Genomic DNA, 15,381 nt, shown 5'->3' on the forward strand with positions numbered 1-15,381 from the left:
CCTCGCCCGAACGTACGTTTCCCTCCGACTGCTCCGCACACGATAGGCGAAGGTTCGGAAATCAACGGCACGTCCGGGGCGGGAAGCGTGTGGGGGTTATGTGCGTTTCGCGACGGCCCCGCACACGGGCGGAACCCAAAGGGGGCAAGCGCTATCCCCTGACGGCGTACCGGTCGGCCACCGTCAGCGCCTCGTCCAGCGCCGCCAGGCCCTCCTTGGCCTCGGCCTCGGTCACCGTGCACGGCGGGACGACGTGCGTGCGGTTCATGTTCACGAAGGGCCACAGACCGCCCTTCTTGCACGCCGCCGCGAACTCGGCCATCGGCGCGTTGTCCGCGCCGGCCGCGTTGTACGGCACCAGCGGCTCGTGCGTCGCCTTGTCCTTGACGAGGTCCAGGGCCCAGAAGACGCCGAGGCCGCGCACCTCGCCGACCGAGGCGTGCCGGGCGGCGATGTCGCGCAGCGCGGGCCCGATGATCCGCTCGCCGATCGCGGCGGCGTTCTCCACGATCCGCTCCTCGCGCATCGCGTTGATGGTCGCGACGGCGGAGGCGCAGGCCAGCGGGTGCCCGGAGTAGGTGAGTCCGCCCGGGTAGGGGCGGGTGGCGAAGGTCGCGGCGATCTCCGGGGAGATGGCGACGCCGCCGAGCGGCACGTAGCCGGAGTTGACGCCCTTGGCGAAGGTCAGCAGGTCCGGGACGACGCCCCAGTGGTCGGCGGCGAACCACGCGCCGGTGCGGCCGAAGCCGGACATGACCTCGTCGAGGATGAAGACGATCCCGTACCGGTCGCAGATCTCCCGGACGCCCGCGAGGTAGCCGGCCGGCGGCACCAGGATGCCGGCGGTACCGACCACCGACTCCAGGATGATCGCGGCGACGGACTGCGGGCCCTCGAAGGCGACGAGCTGCTCCAGGTGCTCCAGCGCGCGCTCGCACTCCTGCTCCTCGCTCGTCGCGTGGAACTGCGAGCGGTACAGGTACGGGCCCCAGAAGTGCACGACGCCCGCCGAGCCGGTGTCCGACGGCCAGCGGCGCGGGTCGCCGGTGAGGTTGATGGCGGTGGAGGTGGAGCCGTGGTAGGAGCGGTAGGCGCTGAACACCTTGTGCCGGCCGGTGTGCAACCGGGCCATGCGGACGGCGTTCTCGACCGCCTCGGCGCCGCCGTTGGTGAAGAAGACCTGGTCGAGGTCGCCGGGGGTGACCTCGGCGATCAGCCGGGCCGCCTCGGACCGCACGTCGACGGCGAAGCCGGGCGCGATGGTGCAGAGCCTGGCGGCCTGCTCCTGGATCGCGGCGACGACCTTCGGGTGCTGGTGGCCGATGTTGGTGTTCACCAGCTGCGAGGAGAAGTCCAGGTAGCGGTTGCCGTCGTAGTCCCAGAAGTACGAGCCCTCCGCCCCGGCCACGGCCATCGGATCGATGACCGCCTGCGCGGACCACGAGTGGAAGACGTGCGCCCGGTCGGCGGCCTTGACGGCGGCTCCGGTCCCGGGATCGGCGGCGGCGGCGAAAGGAGGGGTCATGAGCCCAGGCTAGGGAGCACCGCCGGCCGGGGACACGGTCACCTTGTATGGCACTGGGCACGTTCTCCGACAGGCTGTCATCGGCGGCCGCGCGCGGGACTCCGTCCCGGGCCCCGGGGCGACCCGGTCCACCCCCGGCCGCCCGCGCCGGGATTCCCCTCGAACGATCGGACTATTCTTCGCCTACGGGGCGGCCGACAGGCCGGGAGGAGGCGCGCGGCATGGAAGAACTCAGATCCGACGATCCGCAGTGGATCGGCGCGTACCGGCTGTTGGGGCGGCTCGGCACCGGCGGCATGGGACGGGTCTACCTGGCCCGGTCGGAACGCGGCAGGACCGTCGCGGTGAAACTCGTGCGGGCCGAACTGGCCGCTCAGGACGAGTTCAGGGGCCGCTTCCGGCAGGAGGTCCAGGCCGCCCGCCGGGTCGGCGGCGCGTGGACGGCGCCGGTCCTCGACGCCGACACCGAGGCCGAGATCCCCTGGGTCGCCACCGGCTACATCGCCGGGCCGACCCTGCAGCACGTCATCGCCAAGGAGCACGGCCCGCTGCCGGAGCGTTCGGTGTGGGTGCTGGCGGCCGGGCTGGCCCACGCGCTCAAGGACATCCACGCCGCCGGACTCATCCACCGCGACCTGAAGCCGTCGAACGTCATGATCACGATCGATGGCCCCCGGGTCATCGACTTCGGCATCGCCCGCGCCCTGGAGACCGTCGCCGGCGGCCTGACCCACACCGGCGCGCTGGTCGGCTCCCCCGGCTTCATGTCGCCCGAGCAGGTGCGCGGCGACCGCGTCACCCCGGCCTGCGACATCTTCTGTTTCGGCTCGGTGCTGGCGTACGCGGCGACCGGGAAGCAGCCGTTCGGCGCCGCGAGCAGCGGGGTGCACGCCCAGATGTTCCGGATCGCGCAGGAGCCGCCGGAGCTGGACGAGCTGCCCGCGGCGCTGCGTGAGCTGGTCGCGGCGTGCCTGGCCAAGGACGCCGGGCTGCGGCCGGACCTGGACGCGGTGCTGGAGCGGATCGCCGACCACCCGCCGCAGGACGGCAGGTCGTGGCTGCCCAGCGCGATCGTCGCGCAGCTCGGCCGGCACGCCGTGCGGCTGCTGGAGGCGGAGAACCCGCACGACGGCGGTTCCGCCCCGGCGCCGACCGCTGCCGTACGGCCGGAGCCCGATCCGCAGCCCGCCCCCACCCCCGTTCCGGTCTCCGTCCCCGTCCCTCAGTCGCCGCCCGCCCGGCCGACCATGGTCGAGCCGACCGCACCGCCGCTGTCCCCGTACGCGCACGGCGGCTACGGCTACCCGCACCCCGGTTACGGACCCCCGCCGGGCTACGCCGGTGGCCGGCCGCCGGGTCGGCGGCGGCAGGGTGTGCTGATCGCCGTCGCGGTGGCGGTCGCGGTGCTCGCCGGCGCCGGGGCGGCCGTCGTCGCGCTCGACCTGGGCAGGGACAAGGGCGACAGCACGGACGCCAAGGGCCGCGACGGCCTGCCGGCACCCGTGACGGGCACCCCGTCCGGCTCCGGGACCCCGTCCACCTCCACCTCACCGACCGGCGTCACCGCCCCCGGCGAGGTGCCGGAGCGGTTCGTCGGCACCTGGCAGGCGGGGTTCGACAGCAACGGCACCAACACCCGCACGCTGACCATCGGGCGGAACGGCAGCGTCACCCTGACCGGCACGGGAAGCACCTATCAGTGCGAGTGGACCATGCACATGACGTCGGCCGGGCCGCCGCTGGCGCTCAGCCCCTCGCTGCTGACCAGCGCGGTGCCCGCCGCCTCCTGCAACCCGGGGGTGGCCTCGACCCTCACCGTGATCGACGACTCCCATCTGCTGCGCGACTCGCGCGAGGCGGGCAAGGCGCCGCTCACCTACACGAAGATCAGCTGACGGACGCGAAACGCAGCGAAACGCGGCGCGCCCCGGTGGTCCTGCCACCGGGGCGCGCCGCGTCGGACTGCCGTGCCCGCTACCGTCAGATGAACGAGTTGATCTCGATCGTCTCGGTACGGCCGGGACCCACGCCGATCGCGGAGATCGGCGCGCCCGACATCTCCTCGAGCGCCTTGACGTACGCCCGCGCGTTCTTCGGCAGGTCGTCGAAGGTCTGCGCCTTCGTGATGTCCTCGGACCAGCCGGGGAGCATCTCGTAGATCGGCTTCGCGTGGTGGAAGTCGCTCTGGCTGTAGGGCAGCTCCTCGACGCGCTTGCCGTCGATCTCGTAGGCCACACAGACCGGGATCTGCTCCCAGCCGGTGAGGATGTCGAGCTTGGTGAGGAAGAAGTCCGTCAGGCCGTTGACGCGGGTCGCGTACCGCGCGATGACCGCGTCGAACCAGCCGCAGCGACGGTCGCGGCCGGTGGTGACCCCGCGCTCGTGGCCGATGACCCGCAGCTTCTCGCCGTCCTCGTCGAACAGCTCGGTCGGGAACGGACCGGCGCCGACACGCGTCGTATAGGCCTTGAGGATGCCGATCACGCGGCTGACCTTCGTCGGGCCGATGCCGGAGCCCGTGCAGGCACCGCCGGCGGTCGGGTTCGACGAGGTGACGAAGGGATAGGTGCCGTGGTCGACGTCGAGCAGAGTGCCCTGACCGCCCTCCATCAGCACGACCTTGCCCTCGTCCAGCGCCTTGTTCAGGATCAGGCCGGTGTCGGCCACGAAGTCCTTGATCTGCTCCGCGTAGCCGAGGTACTCCTCGACGACCTGGTCGACGCTGATCGCACGCCGGTTGAAGAGCTTGACCAGGAGTTGGTTCTTCTCGTGGAGAGCGGCCTCCACCTTCTGGTGCAGGATCGACTCGTCGAAGAGGTCCTGGACACGGATCCCGACGCGGTTGATCTTGTCGGCGTAGGCCGGGCCGATGCCGCGCCCGGTCGTGCCGATCTTGCGGCTGCCGAGGAACCGCTCCGTCACCTTGTCGATGGTCTGGTGATACGGCGTGATCAGATGAGCGTTACCGCTGATCAGGAGCTTGGACGTATCGACTCCGCGGTCGTTCAGCCCGCTCAGCTCGGAGAGCAGGACCGCCGGGTCCACGACGACACCGTTACCGATGACCGGGGTACACCCCGGCGACAGGATTCCGGAGGGGAGGAGATGCAGTGCGTACTTCTGGTCGCCGACGACGACCGTGTGGCCGGCATTGTTGCCGCCCTGGTAACGCACGACATAGTCCACGGAGCCACCGAGCAGGTCAGTGGCCTTCCCCTTGCCTTCGTCACCCCACTGAGCACCGAGCAGCACAAGTGCGGGCACAGGCGTACACCCCTTCCGGGCGGGGCATGTCCAACGTGCAGAGAGCCGTCGAACGCGGTGCCCCGGAATAGACGAAGCCCCTGACGCATCGGCGCAAGGGGCTCTTGCACCGAGATTTTACCTGAGGAAGGACCAAGGTGTCGGCTCAGCGACCTTCCGGGCAGCAATTGCTCGTGGTCATCGACCCCGCCGCACGTGCCGTGGACGGCGAATCCGTCCGCATCGCGAAGGATGTCCTGTGTGCGGGCGCGTCCTCCGTAAAAATCGCTCTACCGGATTCGGCCGAAGAGGTGGCCCGGGTGCTCGCGCACCGCGGGCGGCGCCGTCCGGTGGTGCTGGGCGACGACCGGAGCCTGCTGCGGGCGGTGCGGGCACTGCACCATGAGCGGGCACTCGGCGAGGCCCCGCTGGCGCTGGTGCCGATCGGACCGCATTCCTCGCTCGCCCGGGCGCTGGGCGTGCCGGGCCAGGTACTGCCGGCGGCGCGGGCGGTGCTCGACGGCACGGACCGCGAGCTGGACCTGCTGGTCGACGACAGCGGCGGCATCGTGCTGGGCAACCTGCGCATCACCTCCGACGGCCACGGGCACGCGGCGCACTGGTGGTCCGCGCACCGGGACGTGGACCGGGCCGTGGAGCGGAACGCCGAGCGGGACATGGAGCGGAACGATTCGCCGAAGGGGTGGTGGCGGTCGACGGGCGGCTGGACCGCCCGCTCGCTGGGCCGCACCCTGAACATGCCGGCTCCGTCGCACACCCACGGGCCGGGGCACGGCCACGGGCACGCGCCGCGCCAGCGGCTGCGCATCGAGGCGGACGGCGTGGTGCTGGTGGATCTGGACCATCCCGTGCACGAGGTGGCGTTCCGGACGGTGGACCCGGGGCTCATCGAGGTCCGGGTGCACCACCCCGACAGCCCGGAGCCGCTGTGCGTACGGGCCGCCACCGTCACCGTCTCGGGCCGGGACTTCCGCTACCGCGCGGATTCCGCCGTCGCCGGCCCGGTCAGGACCCGCACCTGGACGATCCAGCCGGCCGCCTGGCGGCTGACGGTGCCGCGGACCTGACCCGGGCCTGACCGGTCACCACGTGACGAGCAGTTCCTCCAGGCCCCGGATGACGTAGCCGGGCTTCCAGCGCGGCTCGGCCGCGAGCCGCAGGCCCGGCGCGCGGCGCAGCAGCGTGCCGAAGGACGCGGCGAGCTCCAGGCGGGCCAGCGGCGCGCCCAGGCAGTAGTGGATACCGGCACCGAAGGTGACGTGCCGGTTGTCGGCGGCCGGGCGGCGCAGGTCCAGCCGGTCGGGATCGGGGAAGCGCGACGGATCGCGGTTGGCGGACCCGAAGAGCAGCGCGACCTCGGAACCGCGCGGGATCACCGTGTCGCCGACCTGGATGTCGTCCAGCACCCAGCGCTCGAACATCTGCAGCGGCGTGTCGTGCCGCAGCAGCTCCTCGACGGCGTCACGGAGCAGCCCGGGTTCCGCGCGGAGCAGATCGAGCTGGTCCGGGTGGCGGAAGAGGGTGAACCAGCCGTTCGCGGTGGTGTTCACCGTCGCCTCGTGCCCGGCGTTGAGCAGCAGCACGCAGGTGGAGACCATCTCCTGCTCACTGAGGGTGTCCCCGTCCTCGTGCGCGGCGATCAGGGCGCTGATCAGGTCCTCGCCGGGGGCGAGGCGGCGCTCGGCGATCAGCCCGCGCAGATACGCCGAGAATTCCTCACTCGCCCGCACGGCGCGCCGCGCGGTCTCCTCGTCCGGATTGAGTTCGAACATCCCGCAGATGTCCGCTGACCAGGGCCGCAGCGGCTGCCGGTCCTCCGGCGGGATGCCCAGCATCTCCGCGATGACCGCGACGGGCAGCGGTTCCGCGACCCGGGCCAGCAGGTCGCCGCCGCCGTCCGCGTACAGGCCCTCGACCAGCTCGGCGGCCAGCCGGTCGACGGTCGGCGCGAGCCGCTCGACGGTGCGCGGGGTGAACGCCTTCGCGACCAGCCGGCGGATCCGGGTGTGGTCGGGGGCCTCCAGGTCGAGCAGGCCGTTGTCGTTGAGGACGTGGAACGGCTCGTGCCCGGCCGGGGGCGCCTCGCGGCCGAACTCCTCGTGCGTGAAGCGGTGCAGATACGTCCGCCCGAGGCGGCGGTCGCGCAGCAGCGAGCTCACGTCGTCGTAGTGCGGGATCAGCCACTGCCGGGTCGGCTCGAACCAGTGCGCGCGGCCTGCGGCGCGCAGCGCCTCGTACGCGGGGTAGGGGTCCGCGACGAACGCGGCGGACCACGGGTCGAACCCCCCGGTCGTCGGGTCCGCCGTGCCCCGGTCCGCCGTCATTCGAACCGCCGGTCCTCGATCAGCCCGTGCTCCCGCAGGTAGTCCAGCTGCGCCCGCACCGACAGCTCCGCCGCGGGCCAGAGCGACCGGTCCACGTCGTAGTAGACGTGCGCGACCACCTGGGCGGGCGTCAGGCAACCCGCCTCCACGGCGGTCTCCACCTGCGCCAGCCGGCTGGCGCGGTGCGCCAGGTAGTACTCGACGGCGCCGCGCGCGTCCTCCAGCACCGGGCCGTGGCCGGGCAGCACCGTGTCGACGCCGTCCATCGTCATGGCCTGCAGGCGGCGCAGGGAGTCGAGGTAGTCGCCGAGCCGCCCGTCCGGGTGCACCACGATCGTCGTACCGCGCCCCAGCACCGTGTCACCGGTCAGCACGGCGTTGTCGGCCGGCAGGTGGAAGGAGAGCGAATCCGCGGTGTGGCCGGGCGTGGCGACCACGCGCAGTTCCAGACCGCCGGTGGTGATGACGTCGCCCGGCGCCAGCCCCTCATCGCCCAACCGCAGCGCCGGGTCGAGCGCCCGGACGTCCGTCCCCGTCAGTTCCGCGAAGCGGGCGGCGCCCTCCGCGTGGTCCGGGTGGCCGTGGGTGAGGAGCGTCAGCGCCACGCGCTTGCCGGCCGCCTCGGCGGTCGCGACGACGTTGCGCAGGTGCGCGTCGTCGAGCGGGCCGGGGTCGACGACGACCGCGAGGTCGGAGTCGGGCTCCGACAGCAGCCAGGTGTTGGTGCCGTCCAGGGTCATCGGCGACGGGTTCGGGGCCAGGACGCAGACGGCACGCGCCGTCGCGGGACCGCCGACCGTCGGCTGCGGCCTGCCGGGCAGGATCGCCGAGGTCATTGAGCAGCTCCTTGTGACGAATCGGATCCCCGCGAAGTGCCGGGCTTCTGCGAAGTGCCGGGTCCCGGCGGGATGTGCTTGGTGAACTCCTCGTGCCCCGGCCAGCTCAGCACGATCCGGCCCTCCTCGAGCACCGCCCGCGCCAGCACCGGTTCCAGATCCCGGTCGGCCGCGCCCGCCAGGGCCGCCTTCACCGAGTCGTACGGGAGCAGCGCGCGCAGCGTCGCGATGGTCGGCGGCATCATCACCATCTCGCCGCGCCGGTACCCCTCCACGGCCTCCTCCGGCCGCAGCCACACCGTGTGGTCGGCCTCGCCCGAGACGTCCAGGGTGCGCTGTCCCGCCGGCATCATCGCGACGAAGAACCAGGTATCGTACCGGCGCTCCTCGAACTCCGGGGTGATCCAGCGGGCCCACGGGGCGAGCAGGTCCGAGCGCAGCACCAGCTCGCGCTCGGCCAGGAAGTCCGCGAAGGACAGCTCCCGGCTGACCAGCGCCTCCCGGTCGGCCTCCCAGCCCTCGCCGGTGGTGTCCGCCACGACACTGTCGCCGTCGGGTCCTGCCAGCAGGACACCCGCTTCCTCGAACGTCTCGCGGACCGCCGCGCAGACCACCGCCTGCGCCGACACCGGGTCCACGCCGAGGGCGGCCGACCACTGTTGGAGCGACGGCCCGGCCCACCGGACCGGCTTCTCGTCCCGCGGGTCCACACCGCCGCCGGGATACGCGTACGCGCCCCCGGCGAAAGCCATGGAGGCGCGTCTGCGCAGCATGTGGACGGCAAGGCCCTCGCTCGAACCGCCGGCGCCGTCCGAACCGCCCGCAGGACCCGAACCGCCCGCAGGACCCGAACCGCCCACGCCGTCCCGCAGGAGCAGGACGGTCGCGGCCCTGCGCGGGGTCACCGGGGTCAGTTCCCCGTTCGCCAACGCCCGGATCCGGTCCGGCCAGGAGGCCGGGAACCACTGTCCGTCACTCGTGCCGCCGCTGCTGGTGGTCATGGGCGGGATCGTACGGCCTGCCGCCCCGATGTTCGAGGGTGAGTCTCCGCTGTTCGAGGACGAGTCCCCGCTGTTCACGGGTCGGTCCCCGCCGATCGGCCCCCGCGGCCGGGCACCCGGCCCGGCCTGCGGAGGACTCAGACCAGCTCGACCTGGATCTCGACCTCGACCGGCGCGTCCAGCGGCAGCACGGCCACGCCGACGGCGCTGCGCGCGTGCACGCCCTTCTCGCCGAGCACCTCGCCGAGCAGCTCGCTCGCTCCGTTGATCACGGCCGGCTGCCCGGTGAAGTCCGTCGCCGAGGCGACGAAACCGACGACCTTCACGACGCGCTTGATGCGGTCCAGGTCACCGATGACCGACTTGACCGCCGCGAGCGCGTTCAGCGCGCACGTACGGGCCAGGTCCTTGGCCTCCTCCGGCGTCACCTCGGCGCCGACCTTGCCGGTCACCGTCAGCTTGCCGCCCACCATCGGCAGCTGGCCGGACGTGTACACGTACACACCCGACTGCACGGCCGGCTGGTACGAGGCCAGCGGCGGCACCACGGCCGGCAGCGTCATCCCGAGCGAGGCGATCCTGTCCTCGACCGCGCTCACGCCTGCTTCTCTCGCTTGAAGTAGGCCACCAACTGTTCCGCGTTGTTCCCATTGGGTACGACCTGGACGAGCTCCCAGCCGTCCTCGCCCCACGTGTCCAGAATCTGCTTCGTCGCGTGCACAAGAAGCGGCACGGTCGCGTATTCCCACTTAGCCATGGAGCCGACTGTAATGCCTGCTCCCGCCTCTCCCGCTCCAGGCCCGCTCCCGGTCCGGTGCGGGTCCGCCCCGGCGTCCGCTTCGGGGCCCGGCGCGGGTCCGCCCCGGCGTCCGGTTGCGGGTCCGGGCGGGAGATAGACGCCACACCTGGGTGGTGGGCTGCTTGAGCCGTACACCGAGTGGTTACGCTCGAAGTGTGAGCCCACAACAGTCCACACCCACCCGGCTCCATATCGTCACGGGCAAGGGCGGCACCGGTAAGACCACGGTCGCCGCCGCCCTGGCGCTCGCCCTCGCCGCCGAAGGCCGCCGCACGCTGCTGGTCGAGGTCGAGGGGCGGCAGGGCATCGCCCAGCTCTTCGAGACCGGCGCGCTGCCCTACGAGGAGCGGAAGATCGCCGTCGCGCCCGGTGGCGGCGAGGTGCGCGCGCTCGCCATTGACCCGGAGCTCGCGCTCCTGGACTACCTGGACATGTTCTACAAGCTCGGCCGCGCGGGCCGCGCCCTCAAGAAGCTCGGCGCGATCGACTTCGCGACGACCGTCGCCCCCGGCCTGCGGGACGTCCTGCTGACCGGCAAGGCGTGCGAGGCCGTGCGCCGCAAGGACAGCGCGGGCTGGCGGGCGTACGACGCGGTGGTGATGGACGCCCCGCCCACCGGCCGGATCACCCGCTTCCTCAACGTCAACGACGAGGTCGCCGGGCTGGCCAGGATGGGCCCGATATACAACCAGGCGCAGGCCGTCATGCGGGTGCTGAAGTCCACCGAGACCGCGGTGCACCTGGTGACGCTGCTGGAGGAGATGCCGGTCCAGGAGACCGTGGACGGCGTCGCGGAACTGCGGGCGGCCGGGCTGCCGGTGGGAGCCGTCGTGGTCAACATGCTGCGCCCGGTGCTGCTGGACGACGCGGACCTCGAATCGGCCGCCAACGGCCGGCGGACCGCCGTCGCCAAGGCGCTGTCCCAGGCCGGACTCGGCGGTGCCCGCAAGGGCGGCCAGGCGGAGCGGCTCGTCGACCCGCTGCTCGCCCAGGGGCACGAGCACGCCCAGCGCGTCCTGCTGGAGCGCCGCGAGCGCGCCGAGATCGCCGAGCTCGGCCTGCCGACGTACGAGCTGGAACTCCGCGGCGAGGGCATCGACCTCGGCGGCCTCTACCGGCTGGCCGACAGCCTGCGCAAACAGGGCATGACGGGCGGGGAGAGCTGACGTGGGCGCGGTGACTGGGGGCAGGGGCACGGTCCGATGGGGAGAACTGACATGAGCCTGGAGAACCCGGGGGATCTGGAGAGTCCGGTGCTGGCGATCGACCCGCTCCTCGACGATCCGAAGACCCGCATCATCGTCTGCTGCGGATCCGGCGGCGTCGGCAAGACCACGACCGCCGCCGCGCTGGGCGTGCGCGCCGCCGAACGCGGGCGCAAGGCCGTCGTGCTGACGATCGACCCGGCGCGCCGGCTCGCGCAGTCGATGGGCCTCACCGAACTGGACAACACACCGCGCCCGGTCACCGGCGTCGACGAGTCCGCGGGCGGCACGTTGCACGCGATGATGCTCGACATGAAGCGGACCTTCGACGAGGTCGTGCTGCAGCACTCGGACCCCGAGCGGGCCCGCGCCATCCTCGCCAACCCCTTCTACCAGTCCCTGTCGGCCGGCTTCGCGGGCACCCAGGAGTACATGGCGATGGAGAAGCTGGGCCAGCTGCGCGCGCTGGACGCCTGGGACCTGATCATCGTCGACACCCCGCCGAGCCGTTCCGCGCTGGACTTCCTGGACGCTCCGCAGCGCCTCGGGTCGTTTCTGGACGGGAAGTTCATCAGGCTGCTGATGGCGCCCGCGAAGGTCGGCGGCCGGGCCGGGATGAAGTTCCTCAATGTCGGCATGTCGATGATGACGGGCGTGCTGAGCAAGGTGATGGGCGCGCACCTGCTGAGTGACGTGCAGACCTTCATCGCCGCCATGGACACCATGTTCGGCGGCTTCCGCAAGCGCGCGGACGCCACGTACAAGCTGTTGCAGGCCCCCGGGACGGCGTTCCTCGTGGTCGCCGCACCGGAGCGGGACGCGCTGCGCGAGGCCGCGTACTTCGTCGAGCGGCTGGCCGCCGAGGACATGCCGCTGGCCGGGCTGGTGTTGAACCGGGTACACGGCAGCGGTGCGCCGCAGCTCACCGCCGAGCGGGCGCTGGCCGCCGCCGAGGCCCTGGAGGAACCCCGGGAAAATCATGGGGACGGCGGCATTGTGGATCGTGAGGCCGGGAAGGCTGACTCCATTGCCGAGGGGGCCGAGGGAACGGACCCGAAGATCCGGGCCGAAGAGGCCGACGACATGACGAGCGATGCGTCGACCGATACGTCGATCGACGTGGCGGCCGATGCGACTGATGCGACGACCGACAGGACGATTTCGCCCGAGCAGCGGCTCGCCGCCGGGCTGCTGCGACTGCACGCCGAGCGCATGCGCGTGGTCGCGCGCGAACGCCGCACCCGGGACCGTTTCGTCTCCGTGCACCCTGAGGTGCCGATGGTTGACGTAGCGGCCCTACCGGGCGACGTGCACGACCTGGACGGCTTGCGCTCGATCGGCGAACGGCTTGCCGGGGATTACCCCGCGGCGGCGTAGTCGTCCTCGTCGTCCAGCGGCAGGATGCCGGTGCTCCGCTCGTACTCGGTACGCGCGGTCTCGAGCAGCCTGCGCCACGAAGTGACCGTCGGGCGCCTCCGCAGCAGTGCCCTGCGCTCGCGCTCCGTCATCCCGCCCCACACGCCGAACTCGACGCGGTTGTCGAGCGCGTCCGCCAGGCACTCGGTTCGCACCGGGCATCCGGTGCACACCGCCTTGGCCCTGTTCTGGGCCGCTCCCTGGACGAAAAGCTCGTCCGGATCAGTCGTCTTGCACGCTGCCTGCGTGCTCCAGTCGGTAACCCAGCTGCTCATGCTGGCGCCGTCCTCTCCCGAATCGAGGCTCCCCCACGGCGGCACCGGCATATTCACCGTTGCCAGTTGAGGACGTTACGGAAGGTAGGCGTGACGCAACAGCCCTTTCAGGCCCAATCTTCGATGGCCCGAATGGACTATGGGTGCGCGTCAGATCACCCAACGGAGTGAGCGGCACCCATTACGGACTTATGGGGCAAAGCAGTCACTGCGCCTGACATATCGCCCAAGTCACCCGGCATATGACAGGAATTCGGGCAGTTCTCATCACCCACAAGAGTGACGATGGAGGGCAGGCGCGCGCTCAGCGATCGCGCCCTGTCCGTTACAGAGTAGGCGAACAGGTGGGCGCACGTCCGGGGAATCGCAACGTAGGCTGCCCCCATGCCTCACAAGCGATCGGGCGGGGGTCTCTCGACGGCCCAGCAGGCCGCCAAGTTCCTCGGTGTCAGTGTCCTGTCCGGAGTGGTACTGGCGGGGATCGCCCTGCCGGCCGCCGGCGCCCTCGGCCTGTCGGCGAAGGGCACGGCCGCGGGGTTCCAAGACCTGCCCGGTGAGCTGAAGCGCCCGCCGCTCAGCCAGGCGTCGAAGATCCTCGACGCCAACGGCGGACTGATCGCGACCGTCTACTCGCGCGACCGCACCGTCGTCCCGATCCAGCAGATGAGCCCGAACATACTGAAGGCCATCGTCGCGATCGAGGACGCCCGCTACTTCGAGCACGGGGCGATCGACCTCAAGGGCATCCTGCGCGCGCTCAACAAGAACGCGCAGGACGGCGGCGTCTCCGAGGGCGCCTCCACGCTCACCCAGCAGTACGTGAAGAACGTCTTCATCGAGCAGGCCGGCGACGACCCGGACAAGGTCGCGCAGGCGGTCCAGCAGACCATCGGCCGCAAGATCAAGGAAATGAAGTACGCGATCCAGGTCGAGAAGGAACTCGGCAAGCAGAAGATCCTGGAGAACTACCTCAACATCACGTTCTTCGGTGAGCAGGCCTACGGCGTCGAGGCCGCGGCCAAGCGGTACTTCAGCAAGCACGCGAAGGACCTGACCGTCGGCGAGTCCGCGATGCTGGCCGGCATCGTCCAGTCGCCCAGCCGCTTCGACCCGGTCAACGACGAGCAGGAATCGATCAAGCGCCGCAACCTCGTGCTGCAGCGGATGGCCGACCTGGGGGACATCACCCCGGCCGAGGCCGAGGCCACGAAGAAGCTGCCGCTCGGCCTCAAGATCAGCAAGCCGAAGAACGGCTGCATCACCGCCGTGAACGGCGCCGGCTTCTTCTGCGACTACGTCCGCAACACGTTCCTGCAGAACGCGGCCTTCGGCAAGACGAAGGAAGCCCGCGCGAAGCGCTGGCGCGAGGGCGGCCTGACGATCAAGACGACGCTGGACCCGCAGGCGCAAGCGTCGACGCAGAACGGCATCGCCAAGCACGTCTACAAGGACGACCCGGTGGCGACCGCCGTGACGCTCGTCGAGCCGGGCACGGGCAAGATCCGCGCCATGGCGCAGTCCCGGCCGTACGGGTTCGGCAAGAACCAGACGCAGATCAACCTGTCGGTCGACCGGGGAATGGGCGGCGGCGCCGGCTACCAGTCCGGCTCGACCTTCAAGGCGTTCACCGCGGCCGCCGCGCTGGAGGCGGGCTACCAGCCGAGCCAGACCTACCTGTCACCGAACGAGATGCCGTACCCGGCGGTGACCGACTGCTCCGGCGGCCGGTACACCAGCACAGACACGGTGCCGAACGAGAGCAAAGACGAGTTCGGGCCCTACGCGATGCCCGAAGCGCTGAAGAAGTCCGTCAACACGTACTTCGTGTCGCTCGAGGCCGACGTCGGCCTGTGCCCGGTGACCGAGATGGTCGGCAAGCTCGGCATCACCAAGCGGGCCGGTGGTACGCGCTTCGGCATGGGCGCGTCCTTCACCCTCGGCGTCAACGAGATGTCCCCGCTCAACATGGCCGCCGCGTACGCCGCCTTCGCCGCCCGCGGCACCTTCTGCGCACCGACCGCGATCGAGTCGGCCACGGACGCGAACAAGAAGCCGATCACGGTGCCGAAGGCGCTGTGCTCCACGGCCATGTCGCAGACGACGGCGGACACCATCAACACCATGCTCAAGGGCGTGGTCGACGACGGCACCGGCCAGGCCGCCGGGCTGACGGACCAGGACAGCGCGGGCAAGACCGGTACGACCGACGACCGCAAGGCCGCCTGGTTCGTCGGGTACACCCCGAACATGTCCGCGGCGGTGTGGATCGGCGACCCGGGCGTCAAGCCGATCGAGATGAAGGACATCACCTTCGGCGGCCAGTACTACGACAAGGTGTTCGGCGCCACCGGCCCGGCGCCCATCTGGAAGGACGCCGTCAGCGGCGCCCTCGAGGGCAAGCCGGTCGCATCGTTCAACGAGATTCCGCTCAACATCCCCGACAAGCCCAAGGGCACTCCCCCGGCCAAACCCGGTAACCCGGGCAAGCCCGGCCACACCACCGGGGCCACCACCACGGGCGCGACGACGGCCGGCGGGACGACCCGCGGGACGACCGGCGGGCCTGGCAAGCCGAACCCGTGGCCCACGTTCACCATCCCGCCGGGCATCATCGGCGGCGTCAACGGCGGGAACGGCCACTCGGGCGGCGGGACGGGCGGCAACCGCTGACGGTTTCCGGAATCCTCCGGAGCGGATGAGGGGCGCGACCCGAAACGGGTCGCGCCCCTCATCCAT

General features: G+C 71.2%; 13 protein-coding genes. 5 read left to right on the plus strand and 8 right to left on the minus strand.

The features are described 5' to 3' along the window. Positions 1-151 precede the first annotated feature (151 nt). Positions 152-1,525 carry an aspartate aminotransferase family protein gene (locus M2266_RS16745; RefSeq protein ID WP_277438909.1) on the minus strand — a complete coding sequence of 458 codons (1,374 nt, stop codon included), beginning with the start codon at positions 1,523-1,525 and terminating at the stop codon, positions 152-154. A gap of 221 nt (positions 1,526-1,746) precedes the next feature. Here M2266_RS16745 and M2266_RS16750 point away from each other — a divergent pair, with 221 nt between their 5' ends. Continuing rightward, the gene (locus M2266_RS16750; RefSeq protein WP_277438910.1) at positions 1,747-3,420 is read left to right on the plus strand and encodes a serine/threonine-protein kinase; all 1,674 of its coding nucleotides are present in this window, start codon (positions 1,747-1,749) and stop codon (positions 3,418-3,420) included. An 85-nt stretch (positions 3,421-3,505) separates the two neighbouring features. Here the strand turns inward: M2266_RS16750 and M2266_RS16755 are convergent, their stop codons facing one another. Next, positions 3,506-4,789, minus strand: a complete 1,284-nt coding sequence (locus tag M2266_RS16755; RefSeq protein WP_277438911.1) for an adenylosuccinate synthase — start codon at positions 4,787-4,789, stop codon at positions 3,506-3,508. Between the two features lie 137 nt (positions 4,790-4,926). On the opposite strand from M2266_RS16755, the gene M2266_RS16760 reads away from it, so the two are divergent. Further along, positions 4,927-5,856, plus strand: a complete 930-nt coding sequence (locus tag M2266_RS16760; RefSeq protein ID WP_277438912.1) for a diacylglycerol kinase family protein — start codon at positions 4,927-4,929, stop codon at positions 5,854-5,856. Positions 5,857-5,871: 15 nt separating this feature from the next. Here the strand turns inward: M2266_RS16760 and M2266_RS16765 are convergent, their stop codons facing one another. The 5 genes from M2266_RS16765 to M2266_RS16785 form a co-directional block, all read right to left on the minus strand. After that, complete coding sequence (locus M2266_RS16765; RefSeq protein WP_277438913.1) at positions 5,872-7,113, minus strand: cytochrome P450; 1,242 nt, start codon at positions 7,111-7,113, stop codon at positions 5,872-5,874. Next, positions 7,110-7,949 (minus strand): MBL fold metallo-hydrolase, encoded by an 840-nt coding sequence (locus tag M2266_RS16770; protein WP_277438914.1) that lies wholly within the window; start codon positions 7,947-7,949, stop codon positions 7,110-7,112. Before M2266_RS16770 ends, M2266_RS16765 begins: the two co-directional genes overlap by 4 nt. Further along, positions 7,946-8,950 (minus strand): NUDIX hydrolase, encoded by a 1,005-nt coding sequence (locus M2266_RS16775; RefSeq protein WP_277438915.1) that lies wholly within the window; start codon positions 8,948-8,950, stop codon positions 7,946-7,948. Before M2266_RS16775 ends, M2266_RS16770 begins: the two co-directional genes overlap by 4 nt. 137 nt (positions 8,951-9,087) lie before the next feature. Next, the gene (locus tag M2266_RS16780) at positions 9,088-9,549 is read right to left on the minus strand and encodes a RidA family protein (protein WP_277438916.1); all 462 of its coding nucleotides are present in this window, start codon (positions 9,547-9,549) and stop codon (positions 9,088-9,090) included. Further along, positions 9,546-9,707 (minus strand): DUF4177 domain-containing protein, encoded by a 162-nt coding sequence (locus M2266_RS16785; protein ID WP_138358698.1) that lies wholly within the window; start codon positions 9,705-9,707, stop codon positions 9,546-9,548. The genes M2266_RS16780 and M2266_RS16785 overlap by 4 nt, the downstream gene beginning before the upstream one ends. A 197-nt stretch (positions 9,708-9,904) precedes the next feature. On the opposite strand from M2266_RS16785, the gene M2266_RS16790 reads away from it, so the two are divergent. Continuing rightward, positions 9,905-10,915 (plus strand): ArsA-related P-loop ATPase, encoded by a 1,011-nt coding sequence (locus M2266_RS16790; RefSeq protein ID WP_277438917.1) that lies wholly within the window; start codon positions 9,905-9,907, stop codon positions 10,913-10,915. A gap of 51 nt (positions 10,916-10,966) precedes the next feature. Beyond that, a complete protein-coding gene (locus M2266_RS16795) occupies positions 10,967-12,331 on the plus strand; it encodes an ArsA family ATPase (protein ID WP_277438918.1) in 1,365 nt (454 codons plus the stop codon). Here the strand turns inward: M2266_RS16795 and M2266_RS16800 are convergent. After that, entirely contained in the window at positions 12,313-12,696 is a 384-nt protein-coding gene (locus M2266_RS16800) for a WhiB family transcriptional regulator (protein ID WP_277441239.1), read from the minus strand. The genes M2266_RS16795 and M2266_RS16800 overlap by 19 nt on opposite strands. 333 nt (positions 12,697-13,029) lie before the next feature. Here M2266_RS16800 and M2266_RS16805 point away from each other — a divergent pair, with 333 nt between their 5' ends. Beyond that, the gene (locus M2266_RS16805; protein ID WP_277438919.1) at positions 13,030-15,315 is read left to right on the plus strand and encodes a transglycosylase domain-containing protein; all 2,286 of its coding nucleotides are present in this window, start codon (positions 13,030-13,032) and stop codon (positions 15,313-15,315) included. Positions 15,316-15,381 lie beyond the last annotated feature (66 nt).

It is taken from the genome of Streptomyces sp. SPB162 (genome assembly GCF_029504575.1).
Classification (GTDB): domain Bacteria; phylum Actinomycetota; class Actinomycetes; order Streptomycetales; family Streptomycetaceae; genus Actinacidiphila.

Coding starts and splice junctions, on each gene's coding strand:
- M2266_RS16750 (WP_277438910.1), top strand. CDS start 1,747: ATGGAAGAACTCAGATCCGACGATCCGCAGTGGATCGGCGCGTACCGG.
- M2266_RS16800 (WP_277441239.1), bottom strand. CDS start 12,696: ATGCCGGTGCCGCCGTGGGGGAGCCTCGATTCGGGAGAGGACGGCGCC.
- M2266_RS16765 (WP_277438913.1), bottom strand. CDS start 7,113: ATGACGGCGGACCGGGGCACGGCGGACCCGACGACCGGGGGGTTCGAC.
- M2266_RS16745 (WP_277438909.1), bottom strand. CDS start 1,525: ATGACCCCTCCTTTCGCCGCCGCCGCCGATCCCGGGACCGGAGCCGCC.
- M2266_RS16770 (WP_277438914.1), bottom strand. CDS start 7,949: ATGACCTCGGCGATCCTGCCCGGCAGGCCGCAGCCGACGGTCGGCGGT.
- M2266_RS16805 (WP_277438919.1), top strand. CDS start 13,030: ATGCCTCACAAGCGATCGGGCGGGGGTCTCTCGACGGCCCAGCAGGCC.
- M2266_RS16775 (WP_277438915.1), bottom strand. CDS start 8,950: ATGACCACCAGCAGCGGCGGCACGAGTGACGGACAGTGGTTCCCGGCC.
- M2266_RS16795 (WP_277438918.1), top strand. CDS start 10,967: ATGAGCCTGGAGAACCCGGGGGATCTGGAGAGTCCGGTGCTGGCGATC.
- M2266_RS16785 (WP_138358698.1), bottom strand. CDS start 9,707: ATGGCTAAGTGGGAATACGCGACCGTGCCGCTTCTTGTGCACGCGACG.